Source organism: Kocuria sp. WN036 (assembly GCF_002287015.1).
GTDB lineage: Bacteria > Actinomycetota > Actinomycetes > Actinomycetales > Micrococcaceae > Kocuria > Kocuria rosea.
Genome location: NZ_NSKF01000011.1, coordinates 85,620 through 105,600 on the forward strand (window position 1 = coordinate 85,620; position 19,981 = coordinate 105,600).

Below are 19,981 nucleotides of genomic sequence, written 5' to 3' on the forward strand. Positions count from 1 at the left end.
CGCTCTCCCGAATTTGTCCTGACAAACCTCTTGACCCGGTCCGCAGAAGATCCTACGCTCGTTGGAGCGCTCCAATCATGACCGGTGCCACAGGGCCCGGAGCAACGGCCGCTCTTCGTGCGTGTTCGTCCCCTTTCCCGAACCGTCCCCGTCCCGTCCCCAGTCCAGGAGAGAAACATGACCGACAGCATCGGCATCGCCGTCATCGGCGCCGGCATGGCAGGCCAGGCCCACGCGGCCGCCTACCGTGTGGCCCCCACGCTCTACGATCCCGTCCTGCCCCCGCTGCGCTACGTCGCCGTCGGCGACGTCAACGAGACCCTGGGGGCTCACGTGGCCCGCCGCTCCGGCTACCAGAAGGCCGTCGGGTCCTGGGAGGCGGTCGCGGAGGACCCGGAGATCGACGTGGTCAGCGTCGTCATCGCCAACCGCTTCCACCGCCGGGCGGTCGAGGGCCTGCTGGAGGCGGGCAAGCACGTGCTGTGCGAGAAGCCGCTCAGCGACACCCTCGAGGACGCCCGCGCCATGGCCGCCGCCGCCGAGCAGGCGCAGTCCGTCGCCCGGATCGGCTTCACCTTCCGGCGCACCCCCGGCATCGCCGCGATCCGCGACCTGATCCAGGACGGCACCCTGGGCAAGGTCCTGCACTTCAGCGGCCGGTACTGGACCGACTACGGGTTCAACCCCAAGGCCCCGATGAGCTGGCGCTACAAGGGCGGCCCCGGCTCCGGGGCGCTGGCCGATGTCGGCAGCCACCTGGCCTACGTCGCGGAGTTCCTCTGCGGCGACATCGCCTCCGTGTCCGGCGGACGCCTGGCCACCACCATCACCGAACGCCCCCTGCCCCTGGGCGCGGTGACCGGCCACCACCTGGTGGAGGTCAGCGACGTCCACGAGCCGGTCGAGAACGACGACTACGCCGCCTACTCCGCGGAGTTCGCCTCCGGCGCCGGCAGCCTCGAGGTCTCCCGGGTGGCCGCCGGGCACCCCAACACGCTGACCTTCGAGGTGTTCTGCGAGAAGGGTGCCGCGCGGTTCAACCAGCTGCGCCCGGCCGAGATCGAGCTGTTCCTCACCGACGGACCCGAGGCCACCAACGGCTACCGCACCGTCAACCTCGGCCCCGGCCACCCCTACCTGTCGCAGGGACTGGCCATGGACGCCCCCGGTGTGGGCTTCGGCCAGAACGACGCCTTCGGCTACCAGGCCCGCGCCTTCCTCGAGGAGGTCGCAGGTCTGGACGAGTCCGCCTCGCTGCCGCGCAACGCCTCCTTCGCGGACGGCGTGCACAACATGGAGATCCTGGGGGCGGCCGTGGAGTCCGCCACCCACCACGGAAAGAAGGTCGTCCTGTGAAGCTCGGCGTCTACAACGCGATCCTGCACGACCGCCCGCTCCCGGAGGCCCTGAAGGTCATCGCCGACCTCGGCCTGACCGGCATCGAGATCAACACCGGTGGATTCCTGCCGGCCGTCCACGTCCCGGACATGGACCAGATCCTCGAGAGCGACGCCGCCCGCGACGACTATCTCGCGATCTTCGAGGGCACCGGCGTGTCGATCGCCGGGCTGAACTGCAACGGCAACCCGCTGCACCCCAAGCGTGCCATCGGGGAGAAGCACGCCGAGGACATCCGCCGCTCCATCCGGCTGGCCGAGCGGCTGGGCCAGACCCGGGTGGTCACCATGTCCGGGCTGCCCGGCGGGGAGCCCGGGGCCACCGTGCCTAACTGGATCGTCAACGCCTGGAACTCCGCCTCCCTGGACGTGCTGGACTACCAGTGGGGTCTCGTCGCCGATTTCTGGCGGGAGACCGACCGGATGGCCGCCGACCACGGCGTGAAGGTGGCCCTGGAGCTGCACCCGCAGAACGTCGTCTTCAACACCGTCGACGTCCGCAAGCTCATCGAGCTGACCGGGGCCACCCACGTGGGGGTGGAGCTCGACGCCTCGCACCTGTTCTGGCAGCAGATGGACCCGGTCGCCGTGGTCCGCGAGCTCGGCCCGCTGATCCTCCACGCGGCCGCGAAGGACGTGCGGATCAACAAGGACAACGCCGCGCTCTACGGTGTGCTGGACAACAGCTTCCGCCGCCTCTCCCCCGAGGAGGACCGCACCAACCTCGGCGGCGACGAGTGGGCCAACGAGTGGCCGAAGGACTCCGCGTGGGACTTCGTGGCACTGGGCCGCGGCCACGACACCGCCTACTGGGCCGAGTTCCTCACCGCGCTGCACGAGGTCGACCCGGACATGGCCGTCAACATCGAGCACGAGGACACCTCCCTGGGCCGGATCGAGGGCCTCGAGATCGCCGCCGGCGTCCTGAAGGGCGCCGCCGCGTCCGTCGGCGCCCTGCGCTGACACCGTCCACGGACGACGACAGGGCCCCCTCCGGGTGGAGGGGGCCCTGTCGCGCACCTGGGCCGGTGGAGCGGGGGCTCAGAACTCCTCGTACTCCTCGGGGTCCTGGCCCCAGATGCGACCCTGCTCCAACCTGTCGACGGCGGCCATCTGCTCGGGACTGAGCTCGAAATCCAGTTCCCGGTTGACGCGGCGTCGCTCCGGGTTCGCGGAGGTGGGGATCGGGACGACCCCCTGCTGGACGTGCCAGCGCAGCACGACCTGACCGGTCCCGACGCCGTGGGCGCGGGCGATCTCCTCCAGTGCCGGTTCGGCCAGCAGGGCCCCGCCCCGCCCGAGCGGGCTCCAGCTCTGTGTGAGGATGCCGTGCTCGGCGTGGAACTGTCGCTGCGGGCGCTGTCCGAAATAGGGGTGCATCTCGATCTGGTTCACCGCCGGAGTCACCCCGGTGGCCTCCTAGCTCAGGGCGGTGTCCAGCAGCCGGTAGCCCACGTCCAGGGCGTGCTCGGTGACTGCGGCGGAGTCCGCCTCTTCGTGCGGGAAGGTGCCGAAGCCGAGGGCCGGCAGGGTCGTGGCGTCGCTGAGCGGGCGTTCGGGAAGAGCGGTCATGGTGTCCTCTTTCCTGAAGGGGTGCGGGGTGGCGCCGGGACGGTGGTGGCGTGCCCGCTGACGTGCTCGGCCACCGAGGGTGGGAGCCGCAGCGCACTGACCAGGGGCAGCAGGAGCAGGGTTGCCATGACGGCGAAGGCCGCCCGGTACGGGAGCAGGTCTCCGGCCTCGGGGAGAATTCCGGCAGCGGCCGAGGCCAGCTGCAGGACGAGGGCTCCCACGGCGATCCCCAGCCCGGTGGCCAGTTGCGCGCTGGTGGCGGACAGGGTGTTCGCCGAAGAGATCTGCGCCGGTTCCACGTCGGCGAACTGCAGGGAGTTGTAGGCGGTGAATCCGATCGAGCGCAGCGCCCCGCTGGCCAGCAGCAGCAGGGTGACGAGCCACAGGGGCGTGCCCGGAGCCAGGAGCAGGAACGTCGCGATGCAGACCGCACCGCCGGACACGGAGGCGATGAGGACGGTGCGGAACCCGAACCGGCGCAGCAGCGGGGTGGTGGCCGGCTTGACGCCCACGTTGCCGAGGAACACCGCGGTGACGAGCAGACCGGACTCCACGGGCGACCGGCCGAATCCGTCCTGGAGCAGCAGCGGCAGCAGGAACGGGACCGAGCTGACGACCGCCCGGTAGACGAAGCCGCCCGAGTTCGCCGCCCGGTAGCCGGCGATCCGGTAGACCCGCAGGTCCAGCAGGGGGTTCGCGGCGCGCAGCAGCCAGCGCACGGCGACGTCTCCGCTGAGGGCCGCGACGCACAGCAGCCCGACCACGGCGCCGGCCCATCCGGCGTGCGGGACGAGCTGCAGACCGGCGACCAGGCCGAACACGGCGACCGTGCACCACAGCAGCCCCGGCACGTCGAGGGACCGGCGTTCGGTCTCCGTGTCCCGGACGAGCCGCAGCGCCGCGACGAGGGCCGCCGCGCCCACCGGGACGTTGATCAGGAAGATCCAGTGCCAGCTCGCCCAGGAGGTCAGCAGCCCGCCCACGAGCGGGGCCAGCACGGGCGCGAGCAGCGCCGGCCACGTGATCCATGCGATGGCCCGCAGCAGATCGCGCCGGTCCGTTGCGCGCAGGACGATGAGCTGCCCGACCGGGACCATCATGGCCCCGCCGAGGCCCTGAAGGACCCGCGCCGCCACCAGTGCCGGGAGGCTGCTGCCGGCAGCGCACAGGAGGGAGGCGAGCGTGAAGACGACAATGGATGCGCAGAACACCCGCCGGGGCCCGAATCGGCCGGCGAGCCAGCCGCCCACGGGGATGAACGTGGCCACCGTGACGAGGTAGACGGTCATCGCGAGGCCGATCTCGGCGCTGCCGACGCCGAGATCGGCCGCGATGCTCGGCGCCGCGGTGACGAGGATCGTGCCGTCGAGGTGCTCCATGAACAGCACGGTGGACACGAGCAGCGCGAGCCGGCGGCTCCATGTGCGGGCGGTCCCGTCGTCCGGGGGACGACTCCGGGTGCGGTCGCCCGGACGGATCGGCACGGAACCGGTCAGTGGCCGAAGGGCAGCCGGGGGTCGACGGCCGACTCGTCCCAGGTCCGGCGGATCCAGCCGTGGTGGGGGTCGTCGCTGATCAGCCACTCCCGCACCCGGCCCGGCCCGGCCATGACGTTGAGGTAGTACAGGTCGTAGCCGGGGGTCGCCATGGCGGGCCCGTGCCAGCCGTAGGGCACCAGGACGACGTCGCCGGAGCGCACCTCGGCGCTGACGTCGATGGGGCGGTCGTCCGAGGCGTAGACCCGCTGGTAGCCCATGGGGTCGGTGCCGCCGGACTCCGGGGCGGGCATGCCCTCGGCGAGCTGCGTCTCGAAGTAGTAGATCTCCTCCAGGGCGGTCTCCCCGTCCTTCTCCTCGTCGTGCTTGTGGGGCGGGTAGGAGGACCAGTTGCCGGCCGGGGTGAGCACCTCGCACACGATGAACCGGTCGGCCTCCAGTGCGGCGGGCGTGCCGAAGTTGTGCACCTGGCGCGAGCAGTTCCCCGCCCCGCGCAGCTCCACCGGGATCTCTTCGCGGGTCACGAGCCGCGTCGGGTGCTCCGCGCGGGCGGGCGCCGAGGCCACGGCCACCCGGCCGCCGGTGGCGGTGGACACGGTCAGGTCCCGGCGGATCCCGGTGTAGAGGACGTCGGTGGGGCCGGCGAAGACCGACGACCGGCCGGCGAGGTCGTAGCGCTCGCCGCCCGTCTCGGCGGTGAAGCTCCCCGCCAGGGGCACCACGATGCGCTCCTCCTCGGCGGCGTCCAGGTGGATCCGTCCGCCCGGGCCGAGGTCGGCCACGCGCAGGCCCGTGTGGGCCCAGCCGGGGACTTCGGCGGCGGAGTCGTGGCCGCCCAGGGAGACGAACCAGCCGTCCTGGGCGGCGGAGTCCTTGGGGTGGACCCATTCGGGGCGGGGGCTGTCGGTGTGCATGGGTCGGTGTGCCTTCCGGTGTCGTCGTCGTGCGGTGGTCTCGGGCCGAGGCGGTGGTCCGGCGCTCAGCGCTGGACGAGGGTCAGCTCGAAGGTGTACTTGTCGGCCCGGTACACGTGCCGGCCGGTCTCCACTTGCCGGCCGAGGTCGTCCATGGCGGTGCGGTGCATGCTGACCAGCGCGGCGCCGGGCTCGACGCCCAGCTGCTCCGCCTGGAACGCGTCGGCCGAGACGGCGCCCACCCGCTGGTGGGCCAGCTGGAAGTTGACGCCCTGGCCGCGCATGAGGGAGTACAGCCCTTCCTGCTCGAGCTGCTCGCGGGTGAGCTCGCACAGCGCGCAGGGGATCCAGTTCTCCATGAGGGCCAGCGGCTCGCCGTCCGTGCCGCGCAGGCGCACGAGGTGGTAGACCTCGTCGCCCGGCGCGATGCCCAGCAGCAGCGCCACCTCGTCGTCGGCAGGGATCCGCGCGAAGTCCAGCACGTCCGTGCTGGGACTGCCCCCGCTGCGCTGGAGGTCCTCGTGCAGACTGGTCAGCTCGAGCGAGCGGCGGACCTGGCTGCCCACCACCTGGGTGCCCACACCGCGCTTGCGCACCAGCAGCCCGGCGCGCACGAGCTGGTCCATGGCCTTGCGCATGGTGGGCCGGGACAGGTTGAGCCGGTTGGCGAGGTCGATCTCGTTGTCCAGCTTGGTTCCCGGGGGCAGCTCACCGCTGCGGATCGCGTCCTCCAGCCCCTGCGCCACCTGGTGGTAGAGGGGCACGGGGGAGGTCTTGTCGACCGTGAGACGGAGTGGGCCGGACATGGTGGACCTCCAAGGAGTGGAACCGAGCGGGCGGGACCGCCGACTTCCTCCATTGTGAAGGGGGAGATGTGAATATGTCCATACATTCTATTGACATCTGTGATCCGGGTCACCCAGGATGATCCCCAAGCGGACGGCCGAGGCGGCGCCCCGAGGCGCGAGGCCCCGCAACGACACGAGGAGAAATTCCCATGAGTGCACGACGTCCTTCCCCCGAGAGCCTGCGGCCCAGGGCACCCCGGCGTCTCCTGGCCGCCGCCGCCCTGCTGGTCCCGGCCATGGCGCTCGCCGGCTGCTCGTCCGAGGGTGGCCGGGAGACCACGGCCGCGGGCGAGGGCGGCGGTGGCCAGGCGGCCCAGACCGAGCAGATCAAGATCGCCATGATCACGCATGCCGCCCCGGGCGACACGTTCTGGGACCGGATCCGCGCGGGCGCCGAGGAGGCCTCGGCGAAGGACAACGTGGAGTTCCTCTACGCCTCCGATCCCGAGGGCGGGCGCCAGGCCCAGCTCGTGCAGCAGTACATCGACCAGGGCGTCGACGGGATCGCCGTGACCCTGGCCAAGCCCGACGCCCTGCGGGACGTGCTGGCCCAGGCCGAGGAGGCCGGCATCCCGGTGGTGACCCTCAACGCCGGCGAGAACGAGTTCGAGGACCTCGGCGCGTTCGCGCACTTCGGGTCCGACGAGCAGCTGGCCGGGCAGACGGCGGGGGAGCGGCTCAAGGAGGAGGGCCTGCAGCACCCGATCTGCGTGATCCAGGAGCAGGGCCACGTGGGCCTCGAGGCCCGGTGCGCCGGCGTCAAGGAGGCGCTGCCCGAGACGGAGATCCTCTACGTGCAGGGCACGGACATGACCCAGGTGTCCTCGACCGCCACGGCCAAGCTGCAGGCCTCGACGGAGGCCGACTCGATCATCGGGCTCGGCGCGCCCTACACGATGACCCTGCTCGAGGCGAAGGAGTCGGCCGGCAGCGACGCGACCGTCGCGTCCTTCGACATGAACGGCGACCTCGCCCAGGCCGTCGTCGACGGCGACGTGCTGTTCACCATCGACCAGCAGCCGTGGCTGCAGGGCTACCTGTCCGTGGACTCCCTGTGGCAGAACCACCGGGGCGCCTTCAAGATCGGCGGCGGCCAGGCGACGCTCACGGGTCCCGCCGTCGTGGACTCGTCGAACGCCGAGGACGTCCTCGAGTACGCGAACGAGGGCATCCGCTGAGCGGGCCCGGGACCCAGGAGCAGAAGACCATGACCTCCACCCGTACACCGGCCGCCGCACCGGCGCCGGACCGCGGCTCCTCCGGAGCCCCCTCCACGCCCACCGCCGCGGCCCCGGCCGACGAGCGCATCCAGACCAAGGGCCTGCTGGGCACCTTCCTGGCCCGCCCCGAGATCGGGGCGCTGGTCGGGGCGATCGTGGTGGCGCTGTTCTTCGCCGTCGCCGCCCCCTCGATCACCCAGGCCCAGTCCATCTCCACCGTGCTCTACGGGGCCTCGACCATCGGGATCATGGTGGTGGGGGTGTCCCTGCTGATGATCGGCGGGGAGTTCGACCTCTCCACCGGGGTGGCCGTGATCACCTCCGCGCTGGCCGCCTCGATGTTCAGCTGGTTCTTCGCCGTCAACGTCTGGGTCGGGGTGGGCATCGCCCTGCTGACCTCGCTGGCGATCGGGCTGATCAACGGCTGGCTGCTGATGCGCACCAAGCTGCCCTCCTTCATCGTGACCCTGTCGACGTTCCTCATGCTCACGGGGCTCAACCTGGCCCTGACCCGGCTGATCGGCGGCTCGGTCTCCTCGCCCTCGATCAGCACCATGGACGGCTTCGACTCCGCCAAGGCGATCTTCGCCTCCTCGGTGACCATCGCCGGGGTGAACGTGCGGATCACCGTCTTCTACTGGATCGCCCTGGTGGCGGTCGCCACGTTCATCCTGCTCAAGACGAGGATCGGCAACTGGATCTTCGCCGTGGGCGGGGACGAGAACGCCGCCCGCGCCGTGGGCGTGCCGGTGGCGAAGACCAAGATCGGGCTGTTCATGGGCGTGGGCCTGTGCGGCTGGCTGCTGGGCATGCACAACCTCTTCGCCTTCGACTCCGTTCAGTCCGGGGAGGGCGTGGGCAACGAGTTCCTCTACATCATCGGCGCCGTGATCGGCGGGTGCCTGCTCACCGGCGGCTTCGGCTCCGCGATCGGCGGCGCCCTGGGCGCGCTGATCTTCGGCATCGCGTCGCGGGGCATCGTCTACGCCGAGTGGAACCCGGACTGGTTCAAGTTCTTCCTGGGCCTGATGCTGCTGCTGGCCACCATCGTGAACATGTACGTGCGCAAGCGCGTCGAGAGGAAGTAGGTGACCACCGTGTCGACGCAGAACACGCCCACGGGCACCACCACCGACACCGCCGCGCCCCTGGTGGAGCTCGCGGACGTCGGCAAGCGCTACGGCAACATCATCGCCCTGCGCGAGGTCACCATGACCGTCGACGCCGGGAAGGTCACCTGCGTGCTCGGCGACAACGGGGCCGGCAAGTCCACCCTGATCAAGATCATCGCCGGGCTCCACCAGCACACCGACGGGACCCTGCGGGTCGGCGGGGAGGAGACCACCTTCACCTCGCCCCGGCAGGCCCTCGATGCCGGGATCGCCACCGTGTACCAGGACCTCGCCGTGGTCCCGCTGATGCCGGTGTGGCGCAACTTCTTCCTGGGCTCCGAGCTCACCACCGGGTTCGGGCCGTTCAAGCGCCTGGACGTGGCGAGGATGAAGGAGACCACCAAGCAGGAGCTCGCCGACATGGGCATCGACCTGCGCGACGTGGACCAGCCCATCGGCACCCTCTCGGGTGGGGAGCGCCAGTGCGTGGCCATCGCCCGCGCGGTGCACTTCGGGGCGAAGGTGCTGATCCTGGACGAGCCCACCGCAGCCCTGGGCGTGAAGCAGTCCGGGGTGGTGCTGCGCTACATCCTCCAGGCCAAGGAACGCGGCCTGGGCGTGGTGTTCATCACCCACAACCCGCACCACGCCTACCCCGTGGGGGACCGGTTCCTGCTGCTCAAGCGCGGGCGGTCCATCGGCTACTACGAGAAGAAGGACATCCTGCTCGGGGACCTCACCGCCCAGATGGCCGGCGGCGCCGAGCTGGAGGAGCTCACCCACGAGCTCGAGCAGCTCGGCGGGCACACCTCGCAGATGCAGCAGGTCCAGGCCGACATGGCCGAGTCTCAGGCCCGCCCCCGCGCCTGACCGGACCCCGGCCCCGCGCCCCCGGAGAACTCCGGGCGCGGGGTCGGTCCCACCGCACCCCTCCCCGTCGAAAGGACTCCCCGCCATGACCGTCCGGATCGGACTGATCGGCGCCGGCCGCATCGGCGCCATGCACGCCGCCCACCTCGCCGCCCTGCGCGGTCCCGGGGGTGAGCCGGCGGTGCGGCTGAGCATCGTGGACGCCGTGCCCGAGCAGGCGGCCGCCGTGGCCGGCCGGACGGGGGCGGTGCCGCAGCCCACGGTCGAGTCGCTGCTCGAGGACGGGGTGGACGGCCTCGTCGTGGCGACCGGCACGGCCACGCACCCGGAGCTGATCCGGACGGGCCTGGCCGCGGGGCTGCCGGTCTTCTGCGAGAAGCCGGTGGCGCTGTCCGTGGCGGAGGCGCTGCCCCTGCTCGACGAGATCGAGCGCGTGCAGGGCGTGGTCCAGATCGGTCACCAGCGCCGCTTCGACCCCGGCTACGTCCGGGCCCGGGAGCTGTACGCCGCGGGCGAGCTGGGCTGGCTGCACACCGTGCGCGCGATGACCGGTGACATGACCCCGCCGCCGGTCGAGTTCCTCGCGACCTCGGGCGGGCTGTTCCGGGACTGCTCCGTGCACGACGTCGACGTCCTCCGCTGGATCACCGGCCGCGAGGTCGTCGAGGTGTACGCCCGCGGGTCCAACCGCGGGGACCCCCGGATCGGCGAGGTGGGCGACGTCGACACCGCGCTGGCCGTGCTCACCCTCGACGACGGCACGGTGGCCACCGTGGCCGCGACCCGCTACAACGGCGCGGGCCACGACGTGCGGCTCGAGCTGCAGGGCTCGAAGGGCTCGGTGGCCGTGGGGATGGACGAGCACATGGCGATGCGCTCGGCCGAGCCCGGGGTCGGATTCCCGGCCGGGCCCCCGCACACCACGTTCCACGAGCGCTTCGCCGAGGCCTACCGCCGCGAGATGGCGGCCTTCGTGCGCGTGGTGCACGGGGAGATCCCCAGCCCCTGCACGGCCCGCGACGCCGTGGCGGCCTCCCGGGTGGCCGACGCCGCGCAGCGCTCGCTCGAGACTGGCGCCCCGGTCCGGGTGGAGCCTCTCGGGACGTCCGACGGCTCGGCGCCGCCGGTCCGCCGGCCCGCCCGCGCATGAGCGCGCCCGGCCGCCCCGGGGCGCGGGGGCCGGGTCAGACCAGGACGATGGTGCGGTTGCCGGAGAGCACCACGCGGCCCTCGGCGTGCCACTTCACGGCGCGGGACAGCGCCTGCATCTCGGCGTCGCGGCCCACCGCCACGAGGTCCGCCGGGGTGTGGGCGTGGTCCACGGGCATGACGCGCTGGGCGATGATCGGGCCCTCGTCGAGGTCCGCCGTCACGTAGTGGGCGGTGGCCCCCACCATCTTCACGCCCCGGGCGTAGGCCTGGTGGTAGGGCTTGGCGCCCTTGAACGAGGGCAGGAAGGAGTGGTGGATGTTGATGCACTTCCCCGACAGCTCCCGCGTCAGCTCGTCGGAGAGCACCTGCATGTAGCGGGCCAGCACGACCAGCTCGACGTCGTAGCGGTCCACGAGCTCGAGCAGCCGGCCCTCGGCCTGCGGCTTGGTCGCTGCCGTGACGGGGACGTGGTGGAAGGGGACCTCGTGCCACTCCACGAGGCTCTTGTGGTCGAGGTGGTTGGAGACCACGGCCACGATCTCGATGGGCAGCTCGCCGATCCTGGTGCGGTGCAGCAGGTCCGTGAGGCAGTGGGAGAAGCGGGACACCATGACGAGCACCCGGGTCCGGCGCTGCACGGAGACCAGCCGGAACCGCATGTCGTGCTGCTCCGCGACCGGGGCGAAGCCCTCGGTCAGGGACTCCACGGTGGCGGTGCCGGCCTCGCTGACGGTGTGGCAGCGGATGAAGAACTCGTCGGTGAAACGGTCCGAGAAGTGCTTCACGTCGAAGATGTCGCAGCCCTGCTGCGTCAGGTTGGACGTGATGGCGCTCACGAGCCCGTGGGCCTCGGGGCAGTGGACGGTCAGGACGTGTTCGACGGTCCCCTGGGCGGGCATGGGCGGGCTCCTCGGCGCTGATGACGGGTGCGCCGCGCGGTCCGGTCTCGACGACGGCGGGCGCGGCCCTACGATCCTAGCCCCAGCGGGCAGGGCGCCGGGACGGCGTGCGGAGCGGGACGACCGGGGCGGAGGTGGTGCGGTGTAGACCGATGGCCGCGGGAACGGGCGGTAGGAGTCCGCCCGGCGCGGGGAGAGATGCGCCTCCCATGGAGGACCCGCGGCCATCGGCAGGCGTTGAACGCCTCAACAGAGGAGAGCCGTGGGCTGAGCGGCTTTCAGAACACGGATGCCGCAGACGGTGCACCCCCCAGTGCGTCCGAATCGGTCCGATCCGTGCAATTTCCCCCATTGCTGTGGTTCTCACCACGATCGCCACCTTATCCGACGCGGTGCCGCGTCCGCACCCGGTTTCCCCGGGGAATTCGCGGGGCGGGCCCTGAGCCTCCGGCCGCCCCCGGAACGTGGGCCGGTCGGCGGGGCGCGGGGGCGGCGGAATCGGCAGGGAATCCGCTCCGACCAGGGGTTTCGCGGACGGTTGCGGAGCCGGGGGCTCCGCCGGCCGCCCGGGATGTCCCCTCAAGTGAGGACAGCCTCGGTTTGCCTTCGTGACGACCGGTCAGGCGACGCTCGTGTTGAAGAGCAGGCCGAGGAGATACGTGGCCAGGGCGGCGCCGTAGCCGATGGCCAGCTGGCGCAGCCCGCGCTTCCAGGGTGAGGCCCCGGAGAGCAGCCCGACCAGGCCGCCCGTCACCAGCAGGGCGAGCCCCACGAGGACGAGGGCCACGAGCATCGCGGGGACCCCGGTGAGGCCCGCCAGGTACGGCAGGATCGGGATGATCGCGCCGGAGGCGAAGAAGCAGAAGCTCGACGCCGCGGCCCCCAGGTCGGTGCCGAGGGCCACGGTGGAGTGCGGCGCCGGCTCGTCCTCGACGGTGTCGCGGAACGACCGGGAGGGATCGCAGTCGCACTCGAAGAAGCCCAGCCGCTCCGCCGCACGGTGCTCGGCGGCCTCCTCGCTCATGCCCCTCGCCCGGTAGATCAGCACGAGCTCGTTGGCGTCCAGGTCCAGGTTCGGCGCCACGTGCAGCGTCACCTGGGTCGGCTGGGAGGCGTCGAGCAGCTCGCGCTGCGAGCGCACGGACACGAACTCCCCGGCCCCCATGGACAGCGCCCCCGCGAGCAGGCCGGCGATGCCCGCGAAGAGCACCATCCCGGGGGAGGTGCCGGTGGCACCCACGCCCATGACCAGCGCGAGGTTGGACACGAGGCCGTCGTTGGCGCCGAAGACCGCTGCCCGGAAGTTGCCGGAGAGCTTGTGCCGGCCCTCGGTGGCGAGGGCGCGGATGATCTCCTCGTGCACCGCCTCGTCGGCCGCCATGGCGTCGGACGCGTCCTCCTCCCGGTCGTAGGGGGAGCGGCTCTCGGCGCGCTGGATCAGGGCCAGGACGAAGACGGAGCCGAAGTGCGTGGCGAGGAAGATCAGCAGCCGGGAGTACAGGGACGGCCGGGCCTCGGCCTCCGCGTGGGGGCCGAGCAGCCGGACCCAGTGCTCGGCGTGGCGCTGCTCGGCCTCGGCGACCTGGTGCAGGATCTCCTGCTCCCGGCCGGTGCTGCGGGCGGCGAGGAGGCTGTAGATCCGCGCCTCGGCGCGCTCCTCCGCGAGGTACTTGCGCCAGCGGCGGATCTGTCCGCGCTCGGGCCGGGCCGGGCGGGCGGGGTCTCCCCAGGGCGTGGGGGCGTGGGCGTCGGGTGCGGGTGTCATGCGGCCTTCCTCGGGCCCGGCGCGGCCCGGGGCGGCACGGGGCGCGCGGGGTCCGACCGGGGTGCGGTGTCGTCCGGAAGGTCTCGTTCGCCCGCGGGCACGGGTGGGCTGCCGGGACTCCTCGTCGAGACCGGGATGGCGACAGACCGACGGGTGCACGGCACCCGGGAACTACTCCCCTTCGCTTCCCGACGAGTGTAGACCCGGGGCGCCGGCCCCGGGATTCGGTGCGCCGAAGCCGCGCGGGAGTGCTCAGCGGGTGGCGGCCGCCGCGGGGCGGCGCAGGATCGCGTACGACCCGATGCCCGCGAGCATGCCCCAGAACGGGGAGACGATGCCGTAGGGGGCGATGCCGGAGACCGTGACCACCAGGGTGATGAGCGCCGCCTCGATGACCGCCGGCTGGTGCCGGCCGGGGTGCATGCTGTCGAAGAAGGACCCCTGCAGGGCGCCCAGCAGGGCCACCCCCGCGAGGGCCGTGATCATCCCCGGGGGGATCGCGGCGAACGCGGCGACGAGGGTGTCCGCGAACAGGCCGAAGAGGACGTAGAAGACCCCGCACGAGATGCCGGCCACGTAGCGGCGGCCGAGGTCCGGGTGGGACTCGGGGCTGGTCGCGATGCCCGCGGTGACGGCCGCGAGGTTCAGGGCGTGGCTGCCGAAGGGCGCGAAGGCGACCGACGCAACGCCCGAGGCGCCGAGCAGCAGGCGGTCGCGGGCGGCGTAGCCCGCCGTGTGCATCATGGCCAGGCCCGGGGCGTTCTGCCCGGCCGCGGTCACGATCAGCAGCGGGATGCTGATCCCGGCGATCGCCTCCCACGAGAACGTGGGCACGGTCAGCACCGGCTGGGTGAGGGACAGGTCCAGGGCCACGGGCTCGATCCGGCCTCGGACGAGAGCCGCCAGCACGCCCAGGCCCAGCGCGGCGAAGACGGCGTAGCGGGGGAAGAACCGCCGGCCCAGGAGGTAGCCGAGGACGAGGGCGCCGGCCACCCACGGGTTCTCGACGACGGCCGCCGCCACCTTGATGGCGAAGGGGAAGAGCACGCCGGCCAGGACGGCGGCGGTGATGGGCTTCGGCACGGCGGCCAGGATCCGGCCGATCAGCCCCGTCACGCCCAGGACCAGGCCCAGGACGCCCGTGACCACGTAGGCGCCCACGGCGTCGGAGAAGGAGTAGCTGCCGAGCGAGGTGATGAGCAGCGCAGCCCCCGGGATGGACCACGCCACCATGACGGGCTGGCGCGTCCACAGGCTCATGAGGGCGCACGTGACGCCGGAGCCGACCGAGACGGCCCACAGCCAGGAGGAGGTGAGCTCCGGGCTGAGCCCGCCCGCCCGCGCCGCCTCGAGGACCACGAGCACGGGGCCCGAATAGGAGACGACGACGGCCACGAAGCCCGCCAGGGCCGCCGACGCCGACCAGTCCCGCCGGAGGCCGCGGGCAGGCTGCCCGTCCTGCCGGGTGGTGCTCGGCACGTGGCGGCTCATGGGGTGCTCCTGGGGGCGGGGTCGGGTGACGGCGTCCGACCGCAGGACCGGACGGCGGCGTCAGGACCGGACGGCGCCACCCGGTGGCGGAACAGCGGACCGTGCCAGCCTAGGACGCCGCTCACCCGGGGATAAATATCGATCCTGCATGATTCTTCGCCCCCGGCATATGAGTGGGCGGGCGGGGCTCAGGAGTCGACGGTGTCCGGGGCCGCCGGGGTGCGCCACTGCCGGCGCTCGGGGGCGATGACCGAGGCCTCGTCGCGGGTCTCCGCGGGGAAGGAGCCCACGCCCCAGTGGAAGCGGTACGGGTCGGCGCAGCCCCAGCCGAAGCGCAGGCCTTCGACGAGCTTCTGCGCCGCCTCCGGGAAGCCCAGCGGGGCCGTGGTCCACGGCTGGTCCCAGCCCGTGGGCTCGTTCCACTCGTCCTCGTGGAAGAAGGTGGCGTCCACGGGCCAGGCCGCGTGCGCGAGCTGGCCGCCCGAGAGCACGGCGCACTCCACGCCGTGCGGGCCGACCCCGGCCCACGCGACGGGCGCCTCCGACCGGTCGTCGTCGCGCTCGTACTCCACGACGAGGAAGTCGTTCCAGGGCAGCCGGGCGAGCACCGTGGCGATGAGCCGGCGCAGGTCCTCCCACACGTCCTCGCCGGCCACCGGGGCCGCCGCGTCCGGCAGGACCACGCCGATGCCGGCGCGGCCCAGCATCTCCTGGGCCTCCGGGGTGGCCAGGTCGGACCAGGTCCTCGTGTCGGCGAAGCCGTCCCCGACGGGCTCCCCGGCCGGCTGGCGGGCGGAGGCGAAGCGCATGGCCTCCTCCCAGGAGCCGAAGAACCGGCGGACGCCGTCGAAGTAGGGGCGGCGGGTGCTGCCCGCCTCCTGCTCGACGACCCACCGGCCGTAGCGGGCGGTGGTCGGGTGGTGGCCGGTGCTGCGGCAGTGGGAGAGGAACGTCGTCACGGCGGTCGCGTACTCCTCCTCCGTGAAGACGTGCTCGAGGGCGGGCTCCGCGCCGGCCTGCAGCCCGATCCGCTCGAGCGCCACGTCCCACCGCCCGCCGCCCAGGCGCTGGGAGACGGTGCGCTCGGGCGCGGGCCAGTGGTGGGCGAGCACGCACAGGAAGTCGGACTCCGTGCACAGGCCCAGCCGTGCGATCTCGTAGCTGTGCGCACTGAGCGGGCGGCAGGAGGCCTTCTCAGCGCAGTGCTGCTGGGCCGCCCCGATCAGCCCCAGGGTCCGCCGGGTGAGCGAGCCGTCGGCGTCGGACGCCGCGAGCAGCCCCGTGACGTCGCGGACCAGGGCCGTGCTCAGGTTCAGCGCCGCGTAGTCCGGGGCCGGGACCAGGCCGAGGTGCTGGGCCATGACCAGCCACACGCCGGCGCCGACCGCACCGTCGTTGAGGTCCGGGGCCGAGGCGTCCTGCGGGAAGCGCTCGCCCAGGTGGGCGATCGCCGCGTCCAGCAGGGCGGTCGACTCCTCGGGGAACAGCAGCTGGAAGCGCATCCGCACCTGGCCGCGGGTCATCCCGCGGTCGGCCATCGCGTGGATCAGGGAGCCATAGCGCTGCACGAAGGCTGCGAGACCCGCCACGGCATGGGGCATGGAGGATCCTCCGGTCGGATGGTCGGATGGTCGGATCGGCTCGGGGAAGGCGCCCGGGCCGAGGGGGCCGCGCCGCCGTACGACACCACGCCGCCGTACGACACCACGCACTTCAGATGCTAGTGCCTGCTCCCCGGTCGCCGCGCGTGCGGGGGAATGTGACCCCCTGATGACGCGTCCAGCAACGGCCGGTGGACGAACCCGCAGGTCACGGCGTGAGCAGGCCCCGGATGTCCTCGGCGGTGAGGGCGCTGGAGAACATCCTGTCGTCGTCCAGCACGGCGGTGAACAGCCTGGCCTTGCGCTCCTTGAGCTCCATGACCTTCTCCTCGATCGTGTCCCGGGCCACGAGCCGGTAGACCATGACCTTCTTCTGCTGGCCGATCCGGTGGGTCCGGTCCACGGCCTGCTCCTCGGTGGCGGGGTTCCACCACGGGTCCAGGAGGAAGCAGTAGTCCGCCTGGGTGAGGTTGAGCCCGAAGCCGCCGGCCTTGAGGCTCACCAGGAACACGGGGACCTGCCCGGACGTGAAGCGCTCGAGCACCCGGGCCCGGTCCGTCGTGGAGCCGTCGAGGTAGGCGTAGGGGATCCGCAGCTCGTCCAGGCGGGCCGCAGCCTTCTTGAGGAAGCTCGTGAACTGGCTGAACACCAGGGGCCGGTGGCCCTCCGCCACGATCTCGGGCAGGTGCTCGAAGAGCAGGTCGAGCTTGCTCGAGGAGACGTCCGCCGTGGGGTCCACGAGGGACGCGTCGAGGCTGAGCAGGCGCAGGGTGGTCAGGGACTGGAAGATCGTGAACCGGTTGCGGTCGAGGTCGCGCAGCAGGCCCAGGACCTTCTGCCGCTCGCGCTGCAGGCGCGTGTCGTAGATGCGGCGGTGCGCGGGGGAGAGCTCCACCTCGATGGTCTGCTCGAGCTTGGGGGGCAGCTCCAGGTCCACGGACTCCTTGGTGCGGCGGAGCATGAGGGGCTTGACGCGGCGGCGCAGCCGGGCGAGGGCGGCGGCGTCCTCCCCGCGCTCGATGGGGCGCTGGTAGGTCTCCGTGAACTTCCGCCGGGACGGGAACAGGCCGGGCGCCGTCAGGGACAGCAGCGCCCACAGCTCCACGAGGCTGTTCTCGAGGGGGGTGCCCGTGATCGCCAGCTTGAACGGGGCGTCCAGGTCCTTCGCGGCCCGGTGCGCCTTGGTCCGGGGGTTCTTCACGAACTGCGCCTCGTCGAGGAGCACCCCCGCCCAGGGCATCCCCCGGTAGGCGGCCTCGTCCAGGCGCAGCAGCGTGTAGGAGGTCACCACCACACGGGCGCCGGCGGCGGCGTCCACGAGATCGGTGCCGGCCTTGGCCTGGGTGTCGGTCACGCCCACGACCGGCAGGGACGGGGCGAAGCGGCGGATCTCCGCCGTCCAGTTGGGCACCACGGAGGTCGGGGCGACCACCAGGAACGGGGGGAGGTCCGGGTCGCGCTCGACGGCGCGGCAGATCAGGGCGATGGCCTGCACGGTCTTGCCCAGACCCATGTCGTCGGCGAGGATCCCGCCCAGGCCGTGGTCCCACAGCACGCTCAGCCACGAGTAGCCGTCGCGCTGGTACGGCCGCAGCTCGGCGTGCAGGGTCGCGGGCACGGGGGGCGCCTCGAGGGCCTCGAGCTCGAGCAGGGAGCGCACCCCCGCCCGCCAGGCCTCGGCCTGGTCGGTGTCCGTCGCGACGTCCTCGAAGTCCTGCCACAGCCCGGCCTGGTGGCGGTGGATGCGCAGCGGTCCCTCGGGGGTCTCCTGCAGCGAGCGGGCCTCGGCGATCAGCTCGCGCAGCCGGTCGAACTCGGGGCGGTCCAGGGAGAACCAGGACCCGTCCGGGGCCAGCATCACGTCCTGGCCGAGGTCGAGGGCGCGGAAGACGTCGGCGAAGGAGATGTAGAACTCGCCCACCTTGACCGTGACCCCGAGGTCGAACCAGTCGCGGCGCTCGGTGGCGGCGGTGCTGACGGTGATGGTGGGCGGGTCGGCGATCTGCTGGTAGGCCATGCGCCCGCCGGTGTGCTCGATCCGCAGGTCCGGGACCTTCTCGAGGGCGGGCAGCCACTCCCGCACGAGCACCAGCGCGTCCTGCGCCACGTAGCTCGAGCGGCGGAAGTCCACCCCCGGCGCCCGGTGCCGGACGGCGGCGGCGACCGCCGTCTCCCAGGACGACTCGCGGTGGACGGGCTCGTCGGCGAGCGGGTCCTCGGGGCGGAAGGGCAGCAGGATCCGGTCGCGGCCCTTCTGGTACTCCCACTCCCAGCGGGCGCGGATCGTGAGCTCCTGGTGCTCCAGGGTGAGCACCAGCTCGGGGTCCGCGACCTGCGGCAGCTCGATCGACCCGTCCCCGGTGTCCACGTCCATGCTGCGGTGCAGGCGCGGGAAGTAGCGGTCGAAGAACTCCTCGACCTCGTCCTCGGGGATCCGCAGACCGCCCGCCGTGTCCAGGAACCGCCGCTGCTCGCGGGTGAGCCGGGTGGCCAGGGGCACGAGGCGCAGCGGGAAGACGTTGAGGTCCTCGGTGTCGGCGACGTCCTGCGGGTCCCCGTCCGGGGCGAACAGCCCGTGCCCGGGGTCCCCGATGATCCGGGCGGTGCCCAGGGCGATCCGGCGGCCGCCGCTGTCCACCGTGGGCCGCAGCTCGAGGTCCTTCCCGGGCCCGCGCAGCACGTCCACGTGGAAGCGTCCGGGCTCCTCGACCGTCACGGGCAGCCCGTGCTCCCGGCCGACCAGGGTGATCCCGGCGGTCTCCGCCCGGGCGAGGATGCCCCACAGGAGGGGGGAGGCGTAGGAGTCGAGCCGGATCCAGTGCCGGTCGTGCACCGCGTAGGGGGAGCGGGTGGCGCTCAGCGCCCGGAGCTCGTCGAACCAGTCGACCTGCGCGGGGCTCAGCGACCACCGGCCGGCGTCGGCGGTGACGCTCTCCCAGTCCAGCCCGCCCTTGATCCACCCGCCCCGCCGGCCCCGGCGCACGGGGCGGACGTAGAGGTGCCACGGCGAGCCCGCCCGCCCCGTGCCGTGCACGTAGCGGTACGGCTCCCGGCGCAGGTCGAACTCCAGGGCCACCCCCTCGGGCTCCTCCGCGGGCGGTTCCGCGGGGTCCGGCCCGCCCAGGATCTCGGTCAGGGCGTCCTTCCAGTCGGGCGCCCCGCCGCGTCGCCCGGGCGCGGTGCCCGCCCGGGGGGCGGCACCCTCGGGGGCCGCGGCGCCGGCCGGGGACGACGGCGCCGCGGTCCCGCCCTGCTGGTGGGCCCGGACCGCGGTCTCGAAGTTGTGGCGCAGCACGGTGGCCACGGCGTGCTTGCAGAACCCGCCGGCCGGGCAGCTGCACCAGGCCGGTCCCGGTGCGCCGCCGGCCCCGACCCGCACGGAGACCGAGTACACCGACCCGGAGCCCTCGACCTCGGCGGAGAGGCTGCCGGACCCCTCGGCGCCCGGGGACCAGCGCACGGCGCGCACGCGTCCGGTGCGGAAGTACTCCTGGCCGCGGCGGAAGACGGCGGGCCCGGAGGCGGCGACGAGCCGCCGGGAGTCCACGAGGGGACCGGGAGGGGAGTGCATCGTCCCACCGTATCGGGCCGGGGCGCCGGGCGCCGCGCGTGCGGAGCGGCCCCGCAGGCTCTCTATAATCGAG

Annotated in this window: 16 protein-coding genes; 6 read left to right on the plus strand and 10 right to left on the minus strand. The window is 72.7% G+C overall.

Annotated features, from left to right (window positions below; all coding sequences use genetic code 11):
- Positions 1-177 precede the first annotated feature (177 nt).
- Positions 178-1,356, plus strand: coding sequence for a Gfo/Idh/MocA family protein (locus CK505_RS08915; protein WP_095650848.1), 1,179 nt, complete (start codon positions 178-180; stop codon positions 1,354-1,356).
- Entirely contained in the window at positions 1,353-2,360 is a 1,008-nt protein-coding gene (locus CK505_RS08920; protein ID WP_095650849.1) for a sugar phosphate isomerase/epimerase, read from the plus strand. The genes CK505_RS08915 and CK505_RS08920 overlap by 4 nt, the downstream gene beginning before the upstream one ends.
- A gap of 78 nt (positions 2,361-2,438) precedes the next feature.
- Here the strand turns inward: CK505_RS08920 and CK505_RS08925 are convergent, their stop codons facing one another.
- The 5 genes from CK505_RS08925 to CK505_RS08940 form a co-directional block, all read right to left on the minus strand.
- Positions 2,439-2,804: an aldo/keto reductase gene (locus CK505_RS08925; protein ID WP_217987542.1), complete on the minus strand. Its 366-nt coding sequence runs from the start codon at positions 2,802-2,804 to the stop codon at positions 2,439-2,441.
- Between the two features lie 12 nt (positions 2,805-2,816).
- Positions 2,817-2,969: a hypothetical protein gene (locus tag CK505_RS18675; RefSeq protein ID WP_217987543.1), complete on the minus strand. Its 153-nt coding sequence runs from the start codon at positions 2,967-2,969 to the stop codon at positions 2,817-2,819.
- Positions 2,966-4,453: an MFS transporter gene (locus tag CK505_RS08930; protein ID WP_095650850.1), complete on the minus strand. Its 1,488-nt coding sequence runs from the start codon at positions 4,451-4,453 to the stop codon at positions 2,966-2,968. Before CK505_RS08930 ends, CK505_RS18675 begins: the two co-directional genes overlap by 4 nt.
- An 8-nt stretch (positions 4,454-4,461) precedes the next feature.
- Positions 4,462-5,379: a 5-deoxy-glucuronate isomerase gene (gene iolB / locus CK505_RS08935; RefSeq protein ID WP_095650851.1), complete on the minus strand. Its 918-nt coding sequence runs from the start codon at positions 5,377-5,379 to the stop codon at positions 4,462-4,464.
- A gap of 65 nt (positions 5,380-5,444) precedes the next feature.
- Entirely contained in the window at positions 5,445-6,185 is a 741-nt protein-coding gene (locus tag CK505_RS08940) for a GntR family transcriptional regulator (protein WP_017832138.1), read from the minus strand.
- A gap of 278 nt (positions 6,186-6,463) precedes the next feature.
- On the opposite strand from CK505_RS08940, the gene CK505_RS08945 reads away from it, so the two are divergent.
- From CK505_RS08945 to CK505_RS08960, 4 genes are all read left to right on the plus strand, one after another.
- On the plus strand, positions 6,464-7,405 hold the full coding sequence (locus CK505_RS08945) for a substrate-binding domain-containing protein (protein ID WP_017832139.1): 942 nt from the start codon (positions 6,464-6,466) through the stop codon (positions 7,403-7,405).
- A gap of 29 nt (positions 7,406-7,434) precedes the next feature.
- Entirely contained in the window at positions 7,435-8,535 is a 1,101-nt protein-coding gene (locus CK505_RS08950) for an ABC transporter permease (protein ID WP_017832140.1), read from the plus strand.
- A gap of 60 nt (positions 8,536-8,595) precedes the next feature.
- Positions 8,596-9,429: an ATP-binding cassette domain-containing protein gene (locus tag CK505_RS08955; RefSeq protein ID WP_217905830.1), complete on the plus strand. Its 834-nt coding sequence runs from the start codon at positions 8,596-8,598 to the stop codon at positions 9,427-9,429.
- An 85-nt stretch (positions 9,430-9,514) separates the two neighbouring features.
- Positions 9,515-10,579: a Gfo/Idh/MocA family oxidoreductase gene (locus tag CK505_RS08960; protein WP_095650852.1), complete on the plus strand. Its 1,065-nt coding sequence runs from the start codon at positions 9,515-9,517 to the stop codon at positions 10,577-10,579.
- Positions 10,580-10,613: 34 nt separating this feature from the next.
- Here the strand turns inward: CK505_RS08960 and purU are convergent, their stop codons facing one another.
- The 5 genes from purU to CK505_RS08985 form a co-directional block, all read right to left on the minus strand.
- Positions 10,614-11,480, minus strand: coding sequence for a formyltetrahydrofolate deformylase (gene purU, locus CK505_RS08965; RefSeq protein WP_095650853.1), 867 nt, complete (start codon positions 11,478-11,480; stop codon positions 10,614-10,616).
- A 619-nt stretch (positions 11,481-12,099) separates the two neighbouring features.
- Complete coding sequence (locus tag CK505_RS08970; RefSeq protein WP_095650854.1) at positions 12,100-13,245, minus strand: VIT1/CCC1 family protein; 1,146 nt, start codon at positions 13,243-13,245, stop codon at positions 12,100-12,102.
- A gap of 252 nt (positions 13,246-13,497) precedes the next feature.
- Entirely contained in the window at positions 13,498-14,736 is a 1,239-nt protein-coding gene (locus CK505_RS08975) for a benzoate/H(+) symporter BenE family transporter (protein ID WP_095650855.1), read from the minus strand.
- A 188-nt stretch (positions 14,737-14,924) separates the two neighbouring features.
- Positions 14,925-16,337 (minus strand): hypothetical protein, encoded by a 1,413-nt coding sequence (locus CK505_RS08980; protein ID WP_095650856.1) that lies wholly within the window; start codon positions 16,335-16,337, stop codon positions 14,925-14,927.
- Positions 16,338-16,545: 208 nt separating this feature from the next.
- Positions 16,546-19,908, minus strand: coding sequence for an SNF2-related protein (locus tag CK505_RS08985; protein ID WP_095650857.1), 3,363 nt, complete (start codon positions 19,906-19,908; stop codon positions 16,546-16,548).
- Between the last annotated feature and the right edge of the window lie 73 nt (positions 19,909-19,981).